This window comes from Bifidobacterium sp. UMB1197 (assembly GCF_030217745.1).
In the GTDB taxonomy this organism is placed as follows: domain Bacteria; phylum Actinomycetota; class Actinomycetes; order Actinomycetales; family Bifidobacteriaceae; genus Bifidobacterium; species Bifidobacterium vaginale_B.
On the sequence record NZ_JASOOL010000002.1, the window covers coordinates 201,074 to 222,265 of the forward strand.

19 protein-coding genes are annotated in these 21,192 nt (G+C 41.8%); 2 read left to right on the plus strand and 17 right to left on the minus strand.

The annotated features are described in order from the left end of the window. Positions 1-14: 14 nt before the first annotated feature. Together QP420_RS02110 and QP420_RS02115 are read left to right on the plus strand one after the other, a co-directional pair. Positions 15-215, plus strand: a complete 201-nt coding sequence (locus QP420_RS02110) for a helix-turn-helix transcriptional regulator (protein WP_415688510.1) — start codon at positions 15-17, stop codon at positions 213-215. A gap of 1 nt (position 216) precedes the next feature. Next, complete coding sequence (locus tag QP420_RS02115; protein WP_481616417.1) at positions 217-666, plus strand: hypothetical protein; 450 nt, start codon at positions 217-219, stop codon at positions 664-666. A gap of 592 nt (positions 667-1,258) precedes the next feature. Here QP420_RS02115 and QP420_RS02120 read toward each other — a convergent pair. The 17 genes from QP420_RS02120 to QP420_RS02200 form a co-directional block, all read right to left on the minus strand. Continuing rightward, on the minus strand, positions 1,259-2,095 hold the full coding sequence (locus tag QP420_RS02120) for an HAD hydrolase family protein (RefSeq protein ID WP_481616418.1): 837 nt from the start codon (positions 2,093-2,095) through the stop codon (positions 1,259-1,261). A gap of 94 nt (positions 2,096-2,189) precedes the next feature. Further along, complete coding sequence (gene secG / locus QP420_RS02125; RefSeq protein WP_004115170.1) at positions 2,190-2,438, minus strand: preprotein translocase subunit SecG; 249 nt, start codon at positions 2,436-2,438, stop codon at positions 2,190-2,192. 73 nt (positions 2,439-2,511) lie between these two features. Continuing rightward, positions 2,512-3,309, minus strand: a complete 798-nt coding sequence (tpiA, locus tag QP420_RS02130; RefSeq protein WP_060786664.1) for a triose-phosphate isomerase — start codon at positions 3,307-3,309, stop codon at positions 2,512-2,514. A 117-nt stretch (positions 3,310-3,426) separates the two neighbouring features. Further along, positions 3,427-4,632: a phosphoglycerate kinase gene (locus tag QP420_RS02135; protein ID WP_481616419.1), complete on the minus strand. Its 1,206-nt coding sequence runs from the start codon at positions 4,630-4,632 to the stop codon at positions 3,427-3,429. A 280-nt stretch (positions 4,633-4,912) separates the two neighbouring features. Beyond that, entirely contained in the window at positions 4,913-5,851 is a 939-nt protein-coding gene (gene whiA / locus QP420_RS02140; protein ID WP_060786662.1) for a DNA-binding protein WhiA, read from the minus strand. A gap of 185 nt (positions 5,852-6,036) precedes the next feature. Then, on the minus strand, positions 6,037-6,885 hold the full coding sequence (rapZ, locus tag QP420_RS02145; RefSeq protein WP_464405146.1) for an RNase adapter RapZ: 849 nt from the start codon (positions 6,883-6,885) through the stop codon (positions 6,037-6,039). A 113-nt stretch (positions 6,886-6,998) separates the two neighbouring features. Beyond that, positions 6,999-8,171, minus strand: a complete 1,173-nt coding sequence (locus QP420_RS02150; RefSeq protein WP_481616420.1) for a shikimate dehydrogenase — start codon at positions 8,169-8,171, stop codon at positions 6,999-7,001. A gap of 43 nt (positions 8,172-8,214) precedes the next feature. Next, positions 8,215-10,671 carry a primosomal protein N' family DNA-binding protein gene (locus QP420_RS02155; protein WP_481616421.1) on the minus strand — a complete coding sequence of 819 codons (2,457 nt, stop codon included), beginning with the start codon at positions 10,669-10,671 and terminating at the stop codon, positions 8,215-8,217. Positions 10,672-10,687: 16 nt separating this feature from the next. After that, a complete protein-coding gene (metK, locus tag QP420_RS02160) occupies positions 10,688-11,914 on the minus strand; it encodes a methionine adenosyltransferase (protein ID WP_060786659.1) in 1,227 nt (408 codons plus the stop codon). A gap of 106 nt (positions 11,915-12,020) precedes the next feature. Further along, positions 12,021-12,305 (minus strand): DNA-directed RNA polymerase subunit omega, encoded by a 285-nt coding sequence (gene rpoZ, locus QP420_RS02165; RefSeq protein WP_060786658.1) that lies wholly within the window; start codon positions 12,303-12,305, stop codon positions 12,021-12,023. A gap of 107 nt (positions 12,306-12,412) precedes the next feature. Then, entirely contained in the window at positions 12,413-13,027 is a 615-nt protein-coding gene (gmk, locus tag QP420_RS02170; RefSeq protein ID WP_060786657.1) for a guanylate kinase, read from the minus strand. 112 nt (positions 13,028-13,139) lie between these two features. Next, the gene (pyrF, locus tag QP420_RS02175; RefSeq protein ID WP_060786656.1) at positions 13,140-14,039 is read right to left on the minus strand and encodes an orotidine-5'-phosphate decarboxylase; all 900 of its coding nucleotides are present in this window, start codon (positions 14,037-14,039) and stop codon (positions 13,140-13,142) included. Between the two features lie 3 nt (positions 14,040-14,042). Continuing rightward, on the minus strand, positions 14,043-17,438 hold the full coding sequence (gene carB, locus QP420_RS02180; protein ID WP_481616422.1) for a carbamoyl-phosphate synthase large subunit: 3,396 nt from the start codon (positions 17,436-17,438) through the stop codon (positions 14,043-14,045). Between the two features lie 29 nt (positions 17,439-17,467). Then, a complete protein-coding gene (carA, locus tag QP420_RS02185; protein WP_060786654.1) occupies positions 17,468-18,682 on the minus strand; it encodes a glutamine-hydrolyzing carbamoyl-phosphate synthase small subunit in 1,215 nt (404 codons plus the stop codon). A 161-nt stretch (positions 18,683-18,843) separates the two neighbouring features. Beyond that, on the minus strand, positions 18,844-19,338 hold the full coding sequence (gene nusB / locus QP420_RS02190; RefSeq protein WP_481616423.1) for a transcription antitermination factor NusB: 495 nt from the start codon (positions 19,336-19,338) through the stop codon (positions 18,844-18,846). A gap of 29 nt (positions 19,339-19,367) precedes the next feature. After that, positions 19,368-19,931 (minus strand): elongation factor P, encoded by a 564-nt coding sequence (efp, locus tag QP420_RS02195; RefSeq protein WP_481267223.1) that lies wholly within the window; start codon positions 19,929-19,931, stop codon positions 19,368-19,370. A 120-nt stretch (positions 19,932-20,051) separates the two neighbouring features. Further along, positions 20,052-21,032, minus strand: a complete 981-nt coding sequence (locus QP420_RS02200; RefSeq protein ID WP_481616424.1) for a hypothetical protein — start codon at positions 21,030-21,032, stop codon at positions 20,052-20,054. Positions 21,033-21,192: the final 160 nt, after the last annotated feature.

Sequence of the window (21,192 nt, forward strand, 5' to 3'; positions counted from 1 at the left end):
GTTGGAGGAGGAAAATGAAAAATGCAATTTCTCAATTAAGAAAACAGTATAAAATAACTCAAGAAGAATTGGCAAATGAAGTTGGAGTAACAAGACAGACCATAACTTCCATTGAAACTGGGAAATATATAGCGTCACTGCCGTTGGCTTTTAAAATTGCTAAGTTTTTTGATATGAATATTGAAGAAATATTTAGTATAGAAGAGGATGATTAATATGAACAAATTAGAAAAATATAAAAAAGAAATAGGATTTAGAATTAGTATTTTAGTCTTATTATGTATGGTTGCCTTACTCGCAGTTATTATTGGAAATTTTTACTTAAAATATAAATTTCCATTAAAAGAAGATGTGACATATTATGTAGCAGTATTTTTTATTGGAGTTGAACTTGTATCTGTATTCTACATGTCAATGCTTGGTAGAGCATATAGAAATAAAGATATATTGGAGAAGATGCATACTAAAGAAACAGATGAAAGAATGATATTAATAAAGATGAAGTCAGGATCAAATATAATGCCTATATTTTCAATGGTTATTGTAATAGTTTCTTTAATTGTAGCATATGTAAGTTATGAAGCCTTTTTAGCGTTAATAATAGTTGCATTTGTACAAATAATATTTTCTAAATTATTAAAAGTATATTGGTCAAAAAAGATTTAAAAATATCATAGTAAAGGTATTAGACGATAGACAGTTAAAACTCTATCGTCTTTTTTATACTCAAAATTAGGATGTAAAAATGGTAAGGATAAGAATCCCCACTTAAAACAATTTAATATATAAGACTTTTAGCGATTGAAATATAAATTCAGTCGCTTTGTTAATTGAAATTTATAGATTAAGGAGAAGAAATTAATGGATAGAGAAATGATAATTTAACTGCCTATTCTTCGAATGTAGCCTGTCTGTTCATGATCATAGGTAAAAGACAATCACGGAGAGCTATCAAAGCTCTATTTTCGCGTTGATTAGACGATATAGTCGTATAATCAGGCATAGCAATGCTATTAAAGCCCTAAGTTCAATCTCATTTGGAATATAAATGGGGCAATTTTTGAGTAGTGGTTTTTGTAAATGCTTTAACCCTCTTCCCAAGAAGAACTTTAACTTAAATTCTTGTTTGATAGAATAAAGCAAAGTGAATAAGTAATCTGATAATCTATTAGTACCAGTAATGTCACCAAGCTTTCCGTTTGACTCTCTACGAAAGAATTCGTCACACAACTTCGCCAGTAACGAAAAAGGTGGGTTATCACAATCTAGTAAAAAGGTTTGAATTAAGCCAGCTGGCAACGCCGTCGTCGTTGTTGGAAGCGCAAACCTCGTCTGCAATCGCAAGCAACCGAGGATTACTATTCGCTACCGCTACACCGTATCCCCCTGCGCGGAACATATCGATATCGATAACATCGTCTCCAAAAACAACTGTGCGACTAGGCTTCACACCCAAACGATTGCAAATAACGTTCAGCGCGTGCCCCTTGTTTGCAAGAGGATTCGTAAGCATCCACAACACGTCTTCGCTAATATGCAAGGAAAAATCGCTTGGAAGAATACGCTTAAGATGCTCCTTCTCGCTATCTCTAGGCACAATAATAATTTTGTCTGCAATGCCGTGCGGAACGTTAGAAAAGTCAGTAATAACAAAATCTTGCTCACTCCAAAGCATACGAACATCAAAATTAGTGTAACGAACATCGTTCATAACAACGCCAATGCGAAGCGTAGGAATCTCGTCAAGCAAACGCAAACACACACTACACGCAAGCTTAGAATCAAAGCCAAAACGTGTAAGAGTGTCTATGCTTCTTTGCGAAGTAAGATCGCTAATAGTACTATGCGCACAATCAAAATCAATAAGAGCGCCATTAAGATACGCGCAAACTTGAGCTTGCAAATCGTGGATAAAATCAAAAGCACTACCAACAGGGCGAGCAGTAATAATCGCAAGTGGGATCCCACATTCACTCAAACTCTTAGCAGCGCTAACAGTTTCTTTGCTTAAATATCTGCCTTCAAAAGTTTGCGAATCGTGAAGCATAGTGCCATCAAGATCGGCAATAATGAGCGATGGAGAAAAACGAAGCATACGTACCCCAATTTTTATAATGCGCGCAATAAACGCAATGCGCTTTAATAAAACAAAAGCGCGCAATCTTTCGACTACGCGCTTAAAAGAATACTTAGATAAGTGAGAACTTAGTCATAAGATTCAAGGCAACAATAACAGCCACCCAAATCAAAGCTATGATAACAGTCCAACGATTCAAGTTCTTTTCTGCAACACCAGAGCTACCAGCGTTCTTCGTTAAACCGCCGCCGAACATGTCGGAAAGGCCGCCGCCCTTGCCCTTGTGCATCAAAATCAACAATGTTAACAAAATGCTGGTGAGCACAAGCAACACTTGCAAAACAATTTTCACAGCGGACACAAGTAACCTCCTGTTTTTAGTACTCTGTAAAGCATAATAAAAGCCATTGACCTATGCGTTAAATCAGGCTAAATTATTCGCGATTTTTATAAGACGCAAGTTTAACAATAGAAGCAAGCTCATCAACGTCTAAAGACGCGCCTCCAATAAGGAATCCATCTACATCTGGCTCGCTAATTAAGCTTGACGCATTAGAAGACGTTACAGAGCCTCCGTAAAGAATACGCACGGAATTTGCAACATTATTGTCAAAAGTACTGCGCAAATCGTCCCTAATAGCAAAAGCTGCCTCTTGAGCAGATTGCGCTGTAGCAACCATGCCAGTTCCAATAGCCCAAACTGGTTCGTACGCAATAATCAAACGCTCTGCCTGCTTAGAATCTAAGTCACGAGTAACATCGTGAACTTGACCAACCGCAAAATCAAGCTCTATACCCTGTTTGCGCTCCTCGAAGCTCTCTCCAACGCATAAAATCGGCTGCATTCCAGCTGCAAGAACAGCACGCACTTGGTCAACAATATTCGCATCATCTTCTGGGTGATACTTTCGACGCTCGGAATGACCAACAATCACCATTGAGCAGCCAAGGCTTGCTAGCATATCTGCCGAAACGTCTCCAGTAAACGCGCCTTGAGTTGTAACAGAAACCGCTTGAGCTCCGTAAAGAATAGGAATATTGCTGGATTCAACTAAAACTTGTACGCTTCTTAAGGATGTAAACGATGGCATAAGCGCAATATCGCATTTTTTGCAATCGAAGTGAGAATCGCAAAGCTGCCACCAGAATTTTTGAATAAAATGAGTGGCTTCGAGGTGATTGAAATTCATCTTCCAATTGCCTGCAACTAGCGGTTTTCTATTCACGCCCATAATCACCCTTAAGAATTAAAAATTAAGAATAAAGATAAAAACTAGAATTATGCCGACTTCGATTTACAAAATAAATTTATAAAATCGAAAGCCGGCACAATATTACTTTAAAGATATTTACTCAAGCACACTCAAGCCTGGAAGAGTCTTACCTTCCAAGAACTCGAGAGAAGCACCACCACCAGTGGAGATGTGAGAGAAGCCATCTTCCGCAAATCCAAGATTACGAACTGCAGAAGCGGAATCACCACCGCCAACAATAGTGAAAGTGCCGTTCTTAGTGGCGTCAACCAAGCCCTGAGCCACAGCACGAGTGCCAGCAGCAAACTCTGGAACCTCAAATACGCCCATAGGGCCATTCCACACAACAGTCTTGGAATCAACAATCTTATCGTGGAACAGCTTCTGAGAATCAGGGCCAATATCTAAGCCCATCTTGTCTGCTGGAATAGCATCCGCTGGAACAACTTCTGGAGCAACAGGAGTATCTCCCGCTGGGAAGCCAGCGTTAACAACAATATCGGTTGGAAGAACAAGCTCAACGCCATTCTTCTTAGCGGTTTCAATGTAGCCCTTAACCTTCTCGAGCTGATCTTCCTCAAGCAAAGAAGTACCGACTTCGTGACCCAAAGCCTTAAGGAATGTGAATACCATTCCACCGCCAATAACAAGACGATCTGCCTTAGAAAGCAAGTTTTCAATAACGCCGAGCTTATCGGAAACCTTAGAGCCACCAAGAACAACAGTCAAAGGACGCTCTGGATTTTCGGTTGCGCGAGAAAGTGCCTTAACTTCCTTCTCAACAAGCAAGCCAGCAGCAGCTGGAAGATCTGCAGCAACATCGTAGTTAGAGCCCTGAGCACGGTGAACAACACCGAAGCCGTCGGAAACAAAAACCTCTCCAAGAGCTGCAATCTTCTTAGCATATTCAGCACGTTCAGCAGCATCCTTGCTGGTCTCTTCAGCGTTAAAGCGAACGTTTTCAAGCAAAACAACGTCGCCATTATTCATGGCAGCAACCTTAGCTTGAGCATCTTCGCCATATGTATCTGCAGCCAAAGCAACATTTACACCAAGAAGTTCACCTAAACGAGCCGCCACTGGAGCCAAAGAAAGCTCTGGAACAACTTGACCCTTTGGACGACCAAGATGTGCCATTAAAATAACCTTGGCACCCTGCTCGCGCAAAGCTTTAATCGTTGGCAACGCAGCCTTAATACGACCGTCGTCTGTGATAGTCGTGCCCTTAAGAGGAACATTAAAATCGGCACGAACTAGTACGCGCTTGCCGCTCAAATCTCCCAAATCTTTAAGTGTCTTCATTGGTATCCTTTCCAAACCATGATTCAACCAATCATGATGGCGAATTTAACAAGAAAAAAGACGAAAGCAAAGCTAAAACGTCTATAAATTCCATCAACGATTATACCGCATATGCGCAACAAGCACGCACAAAATTAACAGAAAGATGCTCAAAAAAATCGACAACAAAATCAACAACAACATCAACAAAAAATCGCACGATACAAAAATGCCGCATACTTTGTGTATACGGCATTTACAATTAAAGCTAAACGCTACTAAAGTTAATTCTAAAGTTAATTCACATTCTAGATTTTTCTACTTTAGCGCAGAGCTGCAAAAGTCTACGAATACGGCCAGCAACAGCATCCTTTGTGATTGGAGGATCTGCCAAGTGACCAAGCTCTTCTAAGCTTGCGTCGCTGTGCTTAAGTCGCAACTTGCCAGCCATCAAAAGATTTTCTGGAATATCTTCTCCAAGAACGTCGAAAGCGTGACGAACCTTTTCGCAAGCTTCTGCAGCAGCCTTAGCGCTTCTACGCATATTTGCATCGTCGAAGTTTGCTAAACGATTTGCCTTACCGCGCGCTTCACCGTCTGAACGCTTGCCTGTCCACTCTCTAGAAGACCTAGGAGCACCAATCAAATTAAGCATACGCTCAATAGCGTCTGAATCACGCAAAGTAACGCGCTCAGAGCTTTTAACCTTGCGAGCCTTTGCACCAACACCCAAACGAGCGGCCATAGTCTGTAAAGCGGTTGCAGCTTCGTGCGTTGGGCAAACAATCTCTAGATAACTTGCCTTTCCAGGATCCGATATAGCACCATGAGCTATAAACGCTCCCCTCCATGCAGCTTTGATTTGGGCAATGCTTCCTCCAACAATCTCTGGAGCTAAGCCTGCAACAATATGCATACGACGATCTAGCAAACCAGATTGCAGCGCCAAAGCTGCAGCTCCTCGATCAACAAGAACCTCATAACGAGTAACAACACCAGTAGGAGTTTGGCGAGAAATTTGAGAAATCTTTGCTTCTCTTTGAAAATAAGTCCCAAGTGTATCTACAAGCCACTGTGCTGCGTTTTGAGAGTCAAACTGCGCTCTAATTACAGCTTGATTATTAACTGGCCTTAAACCGCCAGCAAAACGCATCATCGCAGCCGCTTGAGCCATAACAACCGCTGGTTGGTCACTATTATTTGCGACGAGTTCGTTCTTTACGTCGTCAAGAAGAGCCAAGGGAAACCTCCTATTTTGTTCTTCTTAAAGTATGCGTTGGGATTCTTGCACGATGCCATTGCATGATGCTAAAAACATCTACATGCTCGGCTTTCTGTGATACCCAATGACTTGGACATTTTACCTTTTAACGCTTCTCTTATATTACATAAGCCTATAAGAGAAATTATATTAAGTCATGGATTTTATGTTCTAGGTCTCATCTCTCTAGCAGAAACAGTAACCTGCAATCCTCTTAATCTCAATCGTCTTGCAAGCTCTATGCTAATAGCAACAGATCTATGTTGACCACCCGTGCATCCAACTGCAATTGTTACATAATGCTTATCTTCTTTTGCAAAACCATCGATTGCTGTAAGAAGAGCTTTTTCGTAGGAATCCAGGAATTCTATTGCAGCTGGATTTTTAAGAACATAATCGCTAACTGCTTTATCTTTGCCGGTTAAATCTCTAAGTTCTGGCACCCAAAATGGATTTGGCAAAAATCGCATATCTGCCACAAAGTCGGCATCCATAGGCATTCCGTACTTAAATCCAAAGCTAAAAATGTGAACAGATACAGTAGAAGAGCCTTTTCCAAGCAAGCCTTCGTAAAGTTTTGTTGAAAGCTGATGAATGCTAAGAGTAGAAGTATCTATAATAATATCTGCACAATCCTTTAGATGACTTAAAAGCTCGCGCTCTTCTAAAATGCCATCAATAAGTCTTCCGCCACGTTGCAAAGGATGAGGCCTTCGTACAGACTCATATCGCTTAATAAGCACAGAATCAGATGCATCTAAAAATAGTATTCTAGTTTTTACGCCTAAATCATCTATATGACCTAAAACAGCAAAGAGGTCGTCAAAATACCCTCTAGAACGAACATCAATCACTGCTGCAAGCTTATGCACTTTAGAGCCAGAAGATGTCATCATATCTACAAGCGGAATCAGCAGCTTTGGAGGAAGATTATCAATAACGTACCAACCCATATCTTCCAAAGCATTTGCAGCATGAGACCTGCCAGCACCGCTCATACCTGTAATAAGCATTACTTCAAAATCACTTGAAACTTGTGTATCTTGATTAATTGATGAAGCATTTTTTGAGTGCAAATTAAAAACGGAATTATGAGATTCCATCTTTTCTAGATCATTCTCAGAGCTCATAATGCCTCCTGCAATGCTTTTTTCATGCAACTACATATGTAATCGTAATCTGTAGCCTTGTCAGATTGCTGTTTGCTTAAGCATAAATCTTCACTCGAATCATCACTTGAATCATCACTTGAATAATCACTTGAATAATCACTTGAATAATCACTTGAATGTCTATACTCAAAAGTCATGAGTTTTACTTGATCTAATGCCTGATACAAAAGCATTTCTTCCCCGCCAATGCCAATGCCGTATTTTCTCCAGACTTTAAGCATCTGGCTTGGTCGAGGACTGTAAACAACGTCTAGCAAAGCTCCTAAATGGTTTATTGACTTTTCTTTGCAATATTCACACAAAGCGAGCGCCAATCCGTCTGCTACATGAGCTGGAACAGTGCTTATAACAATATCTGCGTTTGCAATTGCTTCAATTGCATCCAATGAAGGAATAGATTCTAGAATGTGAGATTTATCACATTTTTCTATATCTTGTGAATTGTCAATACTCAAAAGATTAATCGCAGGGAATTCTATACCGCAAACAGGCTTGTAGTCGCTTTTATTTTTAAGCTCTAAATTCTCTGGCTCTATTCTTCTGCTATTTGGAAAATCCGAGTTATATCTATCTACTAAATCGTTAAACCTGCTAACGCCTTTAACGGTTTTACCATCGCTGTGTAATCTTGCAATAACACTAACTTTGCTCAATTTTGAGCCTTGCGCAATTTCTATTAAAGCTGCCATTGCAGAAGACGCAGTGTTTCCGCTGCCAATAATAACCGCACTTTTAGCATTTGATATTTTAGATTTTAAAGAGCGTATTAACGCCACTACAATTCCATTTACGTCTGTGTTGCAAAGCTCAATCGTCTCAGGGTTTTCTAAGCATGGCTTTTTACTAAACACAGCAGTATTTGCAACGCCAAGTGTTTTTGTCCAATAATCGCAAGCTACTCCTAGACTCATAATCGTTTTTTTAAGAGGCATTGTAAGGCTTAAGCCTTTCCAAGAATCGTCAAGATTCGCAATAAAATCTTTTAAGTCTTCTTCGCTAACTTTTTCTTTACTATAATGCCAATTATTTAAGCCCAACGCCTTGTAGGCAGCGTTGTGCAAAACTGGAGACAAAGAGTGCGATATGGGATTGCCCAAAACCGCGCAATTGTAGCATTTTTCAACCATTTTAACCTCTTTATTTATAAGTCTTTTATAAGTTTATGCGATTTTACAAATCCTTAGGATCTACGCTAAATTTTAGTTCACCGCTTTTTCTCATTGCAAAATGCTTTGCACATTCTTTTTTTAAACGATTAACTAATTCACCTCTGTATTCTAGTGGCACTCTTACAACTGCTTTAACTCTATCGTTTAGTTCTTCAAAACGTTGTGAATTCTGCTCGTGCAATGTTGATGGAGGCTTGATTGGAACAATGCCAAGCAAAGGTGGAAGATATTCGGATTCGCTGGAATCGCTAGAAACCACAGCTTCACTAGATTTAGTTTCGACTTTTAACATTGGAAGACTTTCGCCCAATAAATCGCCATTTTTGCTTTCGACTTTTGCAATATCTTCACCCGCATAATCACCCATTGCTCCAATAGCGTTAAGAGTATCTACAACAGCCTTCCTAAAACCCCATATTCTTGCAACGCAAACGCAAGGAGGCAAAAGTGCATCCGATCTTTCTTTAAGCTCTTGTTTTGAAAGAATAGAAGAATCCCATTCGTCTAGCGATTTAGCAAGAACATCGTAAGTTTCTCCCAAAATAAGCACGCTTCCACCTCTGCTTTTTGGAGCGCACATAGCAGCCGCTTTCATCCATGCGTTTAAAGTGTCTATTCGAGCATCTAATCCCGTGCTGTAAAGGCTTGCCCAAGCATCTAAAATTACAACCAGACCATACTCTCCGCAAGAATCTTTAGAATTGCTTAAAACACGCGGTTGCGAGCCAAGAGCGCTAATAACAATCATTGGCTTTTGCTCAATCCACTCAACAACACCACTTTTTTGCTTTGCGGAAGAAACAATAATCGGAACATTGTTAAAATGCTTAAACACTTCTTTAGCTGTAAAATTAACGCCTATTCGAACAGCTTCAATTGCTCCAGAAGCACTCGAGCAATTTGGGCATTTCCAGCCTATTGCAACGCTTCCACACCAAGCGCATTTAGGAGCTGAACCATCTAAAGGTAAGTCAAGCGGGCCGGTGCAACGACTACAGCGTGCAATGCAATGGCACTTTTTACACGCAGCTTTTTGAATAGCGCTGTCTTGGCATGTGGCAAGCAAAACAGGCATTTTAGCATCTAATGCTCGTCTTATGGCAGCTAAAGCTGTGTATGGAATTCTAGAGCCAACACTTGGGTCGTTTATTTTAGTTAAATTATCTGAATTCAAAAGACGAACCCACGGACTTGCATTTTGAATAACAGACTTAAAAGGCGTAACTTCTACCAAAGACCCGCTAACAGTAGGCGCTAATTTTTTGTTTTCAACTTCGCTTTGACTAATAACGCTTCTTGCAAAAGACATTGAAACAAATACGCCACCATGATTTTTTGCGCGCAAACGCATAACGCCTCTAGCTTGCGCATAAGGCATCATGCCGTCTGCATACTGATATGCGCTATCTTCTACAATCACAAAAAGCGCTTGCCGCTCAACTGGCGCATACATTGCAGATCTTGTTCCTAAAACGCACGGAACAATGCCTTTTTCTATAGCTCTCCACGCTCTATACCTATCTGCTGGAGAATCATAAGCACAAAGCCTAGCAACATCACCACTTAAAGCGCCATTAGAATTTTGTGACTTTTTATAAGGTTTAAGACCATAAGCCATAAGCGAGCGCATAACATCGCTTACTTCTCGAATAGTAGGCAAAACAACAGCAACTTGACGACCTGCGCTTATAGCGGTTGCAATAATCCACGCTAAATCTTGAGCCCAGCGAAACGCGCCTGGTAAAGCATCTACAAGAAAAGCTTTGCAATTATTCGTTGTATTTAGCGTAAAATCATCTTTAGAATGTAAATAATAAGGTTTTTGAACGTTTTCTAGCGCTTGCTTTAATAAATCCGCGTTTTTGTAAGACGCAAGCATACGGTCATCGGTTGTTTTTGTAAGATTTTCCGATCCGCTATATTGCGTAGCTTTGTAGTCATCTGTAGATTTTAGGCTTTTACAAAAATCGTTAGTCCATTTTTGCCTTTTAGACATGTGAATATCGTCTAAAAAATTCTCTTTATCTACGCCAGCAATTCTTTTTGGCAATGCCAGACGAATAATATTTGCCCTAGTTCCGCCATAAGCTTCTGCAATTGATGAAATATCTTGCATAAAAGATTTAGACGCAACTTTTTCGCCCGATATAATCTTTTCAATAAACTTTAGAGAAGATTTTGGTGTTTCGCTTGAATCGCTTCTACTCCAAATGATTCCATTAACGCGTCTTGCCCCAAACTTTACGCGAACCATAACACCAGGCTTTGCATCTTCGTCTTGCGATTGGCTAACAATGTAGTCGAATGTTTTACCTAGATGCAATGCTTGAACATCTAACACAACATGCGCAATAGCACAATTATCCGCTGGAGTTGGCGTTATGCCAGCTTTCTTTTTTCTACGCGGCTTTTGCGCTAATCCATCTAAAGATGGCTGAAGTGTTGGCTGATCAAGCATTAACACACCTTTTCAATCAGTTTTTTAACGATTTTACCTCATTTTTAATCTGTTCAACGCGATTCAACTCTTCCCAAGGAAACTCAACATCGGTTCTACCAAAATGACCATATGCAGAAGTTTTTGAGTAGATTGGGCGAAGCAAATCAAGCTCGTCTATAATTGCAGCTGGGCGCAAATCAAAGACTTTGCGAACGATTTTAGAAATATCCGAACGTGTGATTCCATTGGCTTCGGTTCCAAATGTTTCTACGTTTATGCTAACAGGATCCGCCATTCCAATCGCGTATGCGACCTGCACTTCTACTTTATGAGCCAAACCTGCAGCGACAAGATTTTTAGCAACCCAGCGCGCAGCGTATGCTGCAGATCTATCTACCTTGCTTGGGTCTTTTCCAGAAAACGCTCCACCGCCATGATGAGCAGCTCCGCCATAAGTGTCTACAATAATCTTTCTGCCAGTTAAACCAGAATCTGCAGCAGGCCCACCTAAAACAAACGACCCGGTAGGATTTACAAGCATTCTATAATCGCTATAATCAACGCGATTTTCTAAGACCTTACTAAGAACAGGCTCTACAACATTTTTAACAAGCTGTTCTCTAAGCCAATCAACGCTTACGCTTGGATTGTGCTGAGTGGAAATCAAAACAGTATCTAATCGAGTAGGCTCTAGATTTTCGTTATATTCGATTGTTACCTGCGTTTTACCATCTGGCCTAAGATTTGGCACAATCCCAGATTTTCTAACATACGCCAATCGCTGAGCAAGCTGATGAGCAAGATAGATTGGAAGAGGCATATAAGTGTCTGTCTCGTCGCTAGCGTAGCCAAACATAACGCCTTGGTCGCCTGCTCCTTGGCTCTTATAGCGTTCTTCTTTAGACGCTAAGCTTTCGGATTCTAAATCTAATCTAGAAACACCCTGATTTATCTCTGCGCTTTGCTCAGTTAGCGAAACCATTACACCGCAAGAATCAGCATCTAGGCCAACCGAAGAACTGTTGTAACCAACTTCGCGCACAACTTTTCTTACGATTCCAGGAATATCTGTGTAGACTTCTCCCCTAACCTCACCAAAAACAACAAATTGACCTACGCAGGCACATACTTCCACCGCAACATGTGCATGAGAATCTTGACGAAGCATATCGTCTAAAATTGCATCTGCAATCTGATCGCAAAGCTTATCTGGATGACCTTCCGTAACTGATTCTGCAGAAATAAGTTTAGACTCTTCCATAATTCCCCTTTAATAAATCAAGTGCATTAAAACAATCGCAGCCGCATACCCAACACGCAATCGTAAGCGCACGGATAATACGGCTGCAATCAAACAGAAAGAAAACTTAGTTTCCTTCGTTCACATCATCTTCACCAAGATTTTCTACCAACAAACCTTTGTTAATCTCACGGAATGCAATAGAAAGAGGCTTTTCTTGGTTTCTGTACTCAACAAGAGGACCAACGTTTTGCAACAATCCCTCGTTAAGCTGTGTGAAATAAGAATTAATCTGCCGTGCTCGTTTTGCGGCAAACAAGGCAAGCGCATACTTGGAATCCGCATGCTGCATTAAATCATCAATAGGCGGATTTGCAAGTCCAGTAGGTGTTGGCTTAGTGCCCAATGCCATAATGTTCTCCATATTCTATGGTGCCACAATAGTTTCCAAAAAGCCTATTATAAGCCATTGCGCGGATATTTAAAACGCAAATCTAAATTAACCGAAATTAATCTAAATTAATCTAAATCGTATTCTTTAGCGATTATCTTCCAAAGTTCATCCGCTGCTCTTTGAGCATCATCATTAACAATAACAAAATCAAACTCACTTGCAGCAGCCATTTCTACTTTTGCGGTTTGCAATCGCTTAGCTTGCTGCTGTGGTGTTTCTGTTCCCCTGCCAATAAGACGGCGCTTAAGCTCCTCGAAGCTAGGAGGCGCAATAAATACATATACCACTTCTAGTCCGAGTCTAGAAGATTCCTGCTTTACTCGTCTAGCTCCCTGAAGATCAATCTCTAGAAGAGTTGGAACATTCTGCGCAAGGTGATCTAAAACAGGCTTAAGAAGAGTGCCATAATGAGCCATTCCATGAACAAGAGCCGTCTCTAAGAATTCACCGTTCTTTTGCCTTCTAGCAAACTCTTCTTCGTCAATAAACCAATAATGAATGCCATTAAACTCGTCATAGCGAGGCTTACGAGTAGTTGCAGAAACAGAAAGCCAGATATTAGGGTGTTTTTCGCGCAAAAACCCCTCGACTGTTCCTTTTCCAGCAGCAGTAGGGCCGGTAAGAACAATTAATCGCCTTTTTTTGGCGGTTACACCCTGATTCTCGTCTGTACTAATCATATCTGACTCACTTAAATCGTTCTTACAATTTTTATTAAAGCTCTAACAATACTTTAACATCGAAAAAACTTTATAAAAGCATTATAAGATACCCATAAACAGTTTTAACACTTTAAGAATCCATCAAAGCTTGACGAATATCCCACGCAATTCGTTCGGTTGCAGCAGATAATGCTCCAATATCTGGCCCATGCGAAGCAATGGACCTAGAAACTGTTACCAAAACGTTTCCGTGAGTGCCTGCAAAAACGGTTTTTAAGTCGTTAGCCTCCGCACCTTGCCAGCCGTAGCCTGGCGAAAGAATAGGGCCAGTAAAACTTGTTAAGTCTATTCCACCGCCATTCATCCAATCGCCAATAGTTGCTCCAACAATCAATCCAACAGAACCCATGCCTTTTGTATTGTTGTTAAAAGTTTGCGCAGTTTGAGCAATACCGTGAGCAACAGTTGTGCCTCGATAGGAACCCGTTTGGCGAATTGCTGTTTGCAAGCTTGCGCCTTCTCGATTAGACGTTAAAGAAGCAATAAATACGCCCTTGCCATTATTAAGAGCTTCATTAATAAGCCCGCCCATAGACCTAGCGCCGTAATACGGAAGAAGTGTAATTGCATCTGTAAGAAGAGGTGCTCCAGGCTTAAAATAAGCGTCTGCTAGAGCAGAAATTGTTGTAGACAACCCGCCGTGACCGCAATCAACAATAGTGATTACGTCCATTTGCCTTGCAGCATAAAGCACTCGCTCGAGCGCCGCAAATCCCTTAGACCCGTAGCGCTCGAACATGCTTGATTGGAATTTTACGGCAGCAGCCCTGCCGTTCATGGCTTGAAGCATACGCATGGAGAACAATTCTGCGCCTTGAGCGTCCATATTGTATCCCCAATTAAGCAGCATTTTGCGGTGTGGATCTATGCCAACGCATAATGGCCCATACTTTGCCATAGCGTTTTTTAGACGCAATCCAAAATCAGATCTTTGCGCCTGCAGTTCCTGCTCTCGTATGCTTTCGGTCATGTATTAAGCCCGACTTTCTTCGTTTTCTGCCTTTTCGATTGCAAACAGTTGCTTGGCATGCTCCTGAATGCTCATCACCTGGTAATCGTTGTTCTTAACGGCTTCTATAGCCATAAGAACTGGTGCAAACTCCGTAATCGTAGTGAACTGCGGAAGGTCTGCTGCAACAGCAGCTGCACGAATAGCATAACCATCCGTACGCGACCCTCTGGAATTCGGCGTGTTTAACACCATGTCAATCTTACCATTTTCAATCAGCTCAACCACGTTTTTGCCGATTCTTTCATGAGTAGTCTCAGCATTTCGTACATCCTTCGCCGTGTCGCCTTGGCTTGAAAGCTTGTCAACAATCACGGAATCAATGCCGTAGCGGCGAAGCACAGATGCTGTACCTTCTGTAGCCCAAATTGTAAATCCAAGCTCCACAAGACGCACTGCAAGAAGAGGCAATTGCCTTTTATCCGCATCGCTTACCGACACAAACACGTTGCCGCTTGTAGGCAAACCGCCCTTGTATGCAGCAAGCTGACTCTTGGCAAAAGCATGCGGGAAGTCACGGTCAAAGCCCATAACTTCTCCAGTAGAGCGCATTTCTGGGCCAAGCAAAATGTCAACTGTGCGACCAACAGGCGTGCGGAAACGCTTAAATGGAAGTACAGAAGCCTTAATCGCAACTTGCTGGCCTGGGTGAATATCTCCACCATCTCCCTTTGGAAGAAGCAGCCCGCGCTTTCGCTGCTGTGCAATTGTCTCTCCAGCCATAATTCGAGCAGCAGCTTTAGCAAGAGCAACACCTGTAGCTTTAGAAGCAAACGGAACAGTTCTAGACGCTCTAGGATTTGCCTCAATTACATACAAAGTGTTTGCCATAAAAGCGTATTGCACGTTAATAAGACCGCGAACCGAGCAGCCTTGAGCAATCGAAAGCGTGCCCTCCCTAAGACGGCGAATTTGATCGTCGGAAAGCGTGCTTGGAGGAAGCGTGCAAGCAGCATCGCCAGAGTGCACACCAGCCTCTTCAACATGCTCCATAATGCCGCCAATATAAAGCTCATTGCCGTCGTAAAGAGCATCAACGTCAATCTCAATAGCGTCTTGCAGGAACTTATCAATTAAAAGAGGCGAAGGCAAGCGGCCAGACACAACGGTATCTGCTCGAGCTTCTTGCAAAGCGCGATCCACGTATTTTGCAAGCTGAGCATCGTCATACACGATTTCCATTCCTCGCCCACCAAGCACGTAGCTTGGTCGCACAAGAACAGGGTAACCGATTGCGTGAGCAGCATCTTTAGCTTCTTCAAGGCTTAAAGCCGTGCCGTATCGCGGAGCGTTCATGCCTTCTTGGCGAAGAACCTCGCCAAAAAGCTCACGATTTTCCGCCAAATCAATGGCCTCAGGCGTAGTACCCAAAATTGGAACTCCTGCAGCCTTAAGACGAGCCGCAAGCGAAAGTGGAGTTTGACCACCAAGCTGCACAATCACACCTTTAACTGGGCCAAGCTTCTTTTCTGCTTGATAAATCTCAAGCACGTCTTCGAAAGTAAGAGGCTCAAAGTAAAGACGATCCGACATATCGTAGTCTGTAGAAACCGTTTCAGGATTGCAATTAACCATAATGGTGTCGTAATCCTTACCCAGCTCTTGCACAGCATGAACGCACGTGTAGTCAAACTCAATACCCTGGCCAATTCTGTTTGGACCAGATCCAAGAATAATCACAGCTTCGCGATTGCGCGGCTTAAGTTCACTTTCTTGAGCGTAGCAAGAATAGTAGTAAGGCGTTACGGCATCGAACTCTGCAGCGCAAGTGTCAACCGTTTTGTAAACAGGATGCAATCCATACGCCCAACGAAGCTCGCGAATCATGTTCTCGCCTTCGTCGCCAAGGTTACGCAAATGCGCAATCTGAACATCCGAAAGGCCTGCAAGCTTAGCGCTCTTCAAGACTTTTGGTGTCAAATTTTCTGCTTCACGAACCTCTAATGCCGTTTTGTTAATTAACGAAAGCTGCTCAACAAACCACGGGTCAATCTTTGTTGCCGCAAAAATCTGCTCTGGAGTTGCTCCACCCCAAAGAGCTCGCTGAATTTGCAAGTAGCGATGCTCTGTTGGCGTATGCATTTCTTCAAGAAGTCTATTAACTTCTTCTTTGCTCGGGCGCTCGCCATCCCAGTTAAAGCACGCGTGGCGCTTGTCGATTGAGCGCATTGCTTTTCCAAGAGACTCCTGGAAGTTTCCAGCCAAAGCCATAGCTTCGCCAACTGACTTCATAGACGTTGTAAGCGTAGTATCTGCTCCAGGGAATTTTTCAAATGCAAAACGTGGAATCTTAGTTACAACGTAGTCGATTGTTGGCTCAAAACTTGCAGGAGTTGAACGCGTAATATCGTTTTGAATTTCGTCCAAAGTGTAGCCGAGCGCAAGTTTTGTAGCGATTTTTGCAATCGGGAATCCAGTTGCTTTAGATGCCAGAGCCGAAGAGCGCGAAACTCTAGGATTCATTTCGATTACGATTATGCGACCAGTCTTAGGGTTGATTGCAAACTGAATATTGCATCCGCCTGTATCAACGCCTACGCCTCGAATAATCGCAATACCAATATCGCGCATCTTTTGATACTCGCGATCTGTTAGCGTAAAGCATGGAGCAACCGTAATCGAGTCGCCCGTGTGAACGCCTACAGGGTCAACATTTTCGATTGGGCAAACAACAACAACGTTGTCTTTGGAGTCTCGCATAAGCTCCAGCTCAAATTCCTTCCAGCCTTCAATGCCTTCTTCAATAAGCACTTCGTCTGTTGGAGAATAATGGATTCCAGCTCCCGCAATGCGGTGCAATTCTTCTTGATTATGCGCAATTCCAGAGCCGAGGCCGCCCATTGTAAAGCTTGGGCGTACTACTACTGGGTATCCAAGCGATTCAACGATTTTATCTACTTCTTCGATTGAGTGAGCAATAAAAGATTTTGCGCTTTCTGCTCCAGCTTTTTCTACGACTTTCTTAAAAAGCTCGCGATCTTCGCCACGGTCAATTGCTTCAAGAGATGCGCCAATAAGCTCCACATTGTACTTTTTTAGTATTCCCGCTTTGCCTAAATCCATTGCAGCATTTAATGCCGTCTGGCCGCCCAATGTTGGAAGAAGCGCATCTGGCTTCTCTTTAGCAATAATGCGCTCTAAGATTGCTGTGTCTATTGGCTCAATGTATGTTGCATCCGCAAGTTCTGGATCCGTCATAATCGTAGCTGGATTAGAGTTTACAAGGATTACGCGGATTCCCTCTTCGTGAAGCACTCGGCAAGCCTGCGTTCCCGAATAATCGAATTCTGCAGCCTGACCAATTACAATTGGGCCAGAACCAATCACCATTACAGACTTAATATCAGCACGTTTTGGCATTATAAATTCCTTTTATCCCTTTATACCTACTATTTTTCGCTCTTATTCTTGTGATTTTGCATAAGTTCTACAAAGCGGTCAAACAAGTACGATGCATCGTGAGGTCCTGCGGCTGCTTCTGGGTGATATTGCACAGAGAAAGCTGGAATATCAAGGCATTGCAAACCTTCTACAACATTGTCATTAAGATCTACGTGAGACACTATTACGCGACCAAAATGGCCATTTTCGTAGGGCGATTCAACAGTCTCGCCGATAGGAGCATCTACAGCAAAACCATGATTGTGAGCCGTAACTTCCACTTTTCCAGTGGTCACGTCTTTTACAGGCTGATTTACGCCACGGTGGCCAAACTTAAGCTTGTACGTTCCAAATCCAAGCGCTCGGCCAAGCAACTGGTTTCCAAAGCATATTCCAAAGAACGGGTAGCCCGCGTCTAGCACATTACGCAATAATTCCACTTCGCGATTTGCCTGAGCAGGGTCTCCAGGGCCATTCGAGAAGAACACGCCATCTGCGTTAAGCGCTTGAAGTGACTCAAAGCTTATTGAGGAGCTTACAACGTGTACTCGGCAGCCACGCTGAGCCAAGCGATGAGGAGTCATTGCTTTTATACCAAAGTCCACTGCTACAACGGTGTAAAGCGGCTCTTTGCCTTCATAATCTCCACAAGGCTCAATTGTATACGTCTCTTTTGTGCTAACTTCGTCGGTTAGTCGCAAGCCTTGCATTTGAGGAGTCTGTTTAATCTCATTTACAAAAGATGCAACCGTACGAATTGCGCCGGTGGTTTTATCTATAAGTGCATCATTAGAAAAAATGCCAGCACGCATAACGCCAACTGAGCGTAAATGTCGTACCAGCATTCTTGTATCAATACCACTGATTCCTACAATACCTTGTTTTTCTAAATCATCTTCTAATGAACCAGTGGCTCTCCAATTGCTAACATTAGGGCTTGGAGCTTTTACCACGTACCCCGCAACCCATATTTTTGAAGATTCTGGGTCTTCGTTGTTTATTCCCGTGTTTCCTATGTGTGGGAACGTTTGAACCACTATTTGTTGATCATAGCTTGGATCGGTAAGTGTTTCTTGGTAACCAGTCATTCCAGTAGAAAACACGATTTCAGCGCGTGTAGAACCTTTTGCGCCAAATGGTTTACCAACGTAAACCTGCCCGTCTTCCAATACTAATACTGCATCATCAGTGCCGAATCCGGCGAAGGTGTCGTTATAGCCCACCTTAACCCCCTTATGGCTTTAGGTTATTCGTGGCAAGTCTACTCAGATTGTCGGACGGCGACGCGCCGATAGATTGCAAAACAAAAATCCGCCTACTTTTTAAGCAAGCGGATTAACGTATTTTACGACTACTTTGTAGAACTAGAAGCCAAATCTAAGTTTTAGTTAGAACTAGAAGAATCACTTTCTTGCGATTCACTAGAATCACTAGAATCGTCAGATTCCCCAGATTCACCATTAAACTTAGCCAAGCAAGCGTCTTTGTCTAAAACAATTGCGCTCAAAAGACCATGAATAAAAGTGATTGCTTCATCGTCACTATATGTTTTAGAAAGAGCAAGCGCCTCATCAATCGCAACTTTATCTGGCACTTCATCGTTTAGAAGAATCTCCCAAACAGCAATGCGCAAAATATTGCGATCAATAACCGCCATTCTTCCAACTTTCCAACCAGTTGAATAGCGATTTAAGGTTTTATCAATTCTGTTTCTACGCTCACCTACTCCGCGAATAATGTCAACTGCATAATCTGGAAGAGGAGTTTGCGCGCCTGGCTCTTTCAAACGTTCGTCGAGTAAAGAAAGAATATTCTGACTTTTCTCGTCTGCCTCATAAAGGGTGTTCAATGCCCTCTTTCGAGCAGTGGAGCGTGCCATAGTAACGTCCTTCTTTTTATAAGTTTCTATTAGTTTTCGCGACCAAGGTAAGAGCCGTCACGAGTATCGACCTTAACTTTTTCGCCTTCGCCAACAAAGAGTGGAACCTGAATTTCAGCACCAGTTTCAACTGTTGCAGGCTTAGTACCAGCATTAGAGCGGTTGCCCTGCAAGCCTGGCTCAGTGTGAGTAATGGTCAAAATTACGGAAGCTGGAAGTTCTACGCTCAAAGGAGTGCCATCATGGAAGCTAACAATGCAGTCAGTTCCTTCAAGAAGATACTTGCTCTGTTCGCCAACCAAAACCTTAGGAATATACACCTGATCGTAGGTGGTCATATCCATAAACACGAAGTTATCGCCGTCTTCGTAGGAATACTGCAAAGTGCGGTTATCAACGGTCTCGAACTCCATCTTCATGCCGGCGTTAAAAGTCTTGTCGACAATCTTGCCCGAGAGCACGTTTTTAATGGTGGTACGAACGAAAGCAGGACCCTTGCCTGGCTTTACGTGCTGGAACTTAACAACGGTCCAAAGCTGACCTTCAAGGTTCAAAACCGATCCATTCTTAATATCATTGGTAGTCTGTGCCACGAGTTATCCGTTTCTTTCGCTAATTAAAGCTGCAATGCAGCTAAGAAATAAACCTTGCCTATTATGCCACAAAGCGTCAACTAATTAAAATATAGATGCTTATTTAATGCAATTAGTCAATTACTGTTGATTGTTTTGTTGCGAAGACTCTGGATTTTCTCCCCTGCCCATAGGCTCATATCCACCATCTTCATCTTGATTATGAGGCGCATCTAATGGGTATCCATTGCCATCTCTACTTGTATCTATATTCTCGTTCTTATTTGCATCTCTATTTAAAAGACTATCAGCTATTTTCTTAATTTTTTCTTCGCACTGGCCTATAACAGCTTTTATTTTTTGATAAGACTGCTTTAACTCTTTATAATTATTGCTGCTTTTAGCAAGAGCATTACCAGCATCATTAATAGCATTTTCTAGACTTTGAGAAGCAACAGCTAAAATAGGCGACTTTTTAGCTTTCTCTACAAGCTCTCTAGCTTTTTTAACAAGATTTAACAATTGATCACTAAAAACAGTTCTACTAGTTTTTATCAAATGTTCGGCAGATTGCTTAACAGATTTAGAATCTTTACGCAAGGAATCCAATTTGTCTGAAAGCTTATTTTCAACAGTTGGAGAATCGTAAGAATCCGCACCAACTGGGCATTGTGGAATATCTTCATTTAAGTCGTCATTTGCGTAATTTAGCGAAGACTCAAAATCGTCTACCGCATCTTTGGCAATGTCAAAATCGTCGTCAAAGTCGGAAGATTTTATGTTGGAAGCGTTTTTAACAATTTGGCTAGATATAACTTTTTTAAGACTTTCTTTGGCGGAGATTACTTTTTTGCGCAATTGCACACAATTTTTAGATGGCTCACTTATGCTCAGCTTAGGTTTAGCGTTGTTTGCAAATAAAAAGAACCATAATCCAACAATAACCCCAATTGATATAAGAGATGCGCAGATAATAGCAACAATAGCTTTTTTATCACTTAGCAACGAGCTATTTAAATCATTGTCAGACGATCCAAAAATATTTTCTTGCTCGTATTGCGTAGGATTGCTAAAAGAATCCAAATCGCTAGTCGTTTGATATCTATCATCATTGTCTTCCATATTATGAAGATTATTACAAACTTTTGATATTTTTTAGTTACATATAAAAGCATAATTACAAAACATCAATTTATAATTATATTTACAAAAAAAGAACATAAATTAACATAACTTCTTTTCTTTGTTCATATGCGTTGATATGCTGAACACGTTCGAACAA

Coding starts and splice junctions, on each gene's coding strand:
- QP420_RS02110 (WP_415688510.1), top strand. CDS start 15: ATGAAAAATGCAATTTCTCAATTAAGAAAACAGTATAAAATAACTCAA.
- QP420_RS02115 (WP_481616417.1), top strand. CDS start 217: ATGAACAAATTAGAAAAATATAAAAAAGAAATAGGATTTAGAATTAGT.
- QP420_RS02120 (WP_481616418.1), bottom strand. CDS start 2,095: ATGCTTCGTTTTTCTCCATCGCTCATTATTGCCGATCTTGATGGCACT.
- tpiA (WP_060786664.1), bottom strand. CDS start 3,309: ATGGGCGTGAATAGAAAACCGCTAGTTGCAGGCAATTGGAAGATGAAT.
- QP420_RS02135 (WP_481616419.1), bottom strand. CDS start 4,632: ATGAAGACACTTAAAGATTTGGGAGATTTGAGCGGCAAGCGCGTACTA.
- rapZ (WP_464405146.1), bottom strand. CDS start 6,885: ATGCTTATTACAGGTATGAGCGGTGCTGGCAGGTCTCATGCTGCAAAT.
- QP420_RS02150 (WP_481616420.1), bottom strand. CDS start 8,171: ATGGTTGAAAAATGCTACAATTGCGCGGTTTTGGGCAATCCCATATCG.
- QP420_RS02155 (WP_481616421.1), bottom strand. CDS start 10,671: ATGCTTGATCAGCCAACACTTCAGCCATCTTTAGATGGATTAGCGCAA.
- metK (WP_060786659.1), bottom strand. CDS start 11,914: ATGGAAGAGTCTAAACTTATTTCTGCAGAATCAGTTACGGAAGGTCAT.
- rpoZ (WP_060786658.1), bottom strand. CDS start 12,305: ATGGCATTGGGCACTAAGCCAACACCTACTGGACTTGCAAATCCGCCT.
- gmk (WP_060786657.1), bottom strand. CDS start 13,027: ATGATTAGTACAGACGAGAATCAGGGTGTAACCGCCAAAAAAAGGCGA.
- pyrF (WP_060786656.1), bottom strand. CDS start 14,039: ATGACCGAAAGCATACGAGAGCAGGAACTGCAGGCGCAAAGATCTGAT.
- carB (WP_481616422.1), bottom strand. CDS start 17,438: ATGCCAAAACGTGCTGATATTAAGTCTGTAATGGTGATTGGTTCTGGC.
- nusB (WP_481616423.1), bottom strand. CDS start 19,338: ATGGCACGCTCCACTGCTCGAAAGAGGGCATTGAACACCCTTTATGAG.
- QP420_RS02200 (WP_481616424.1), bottom strand. CDS start 21,032: ATGGAAGACAATGATGATAGATATCAAACGACTAGCGATTTGGATTCT.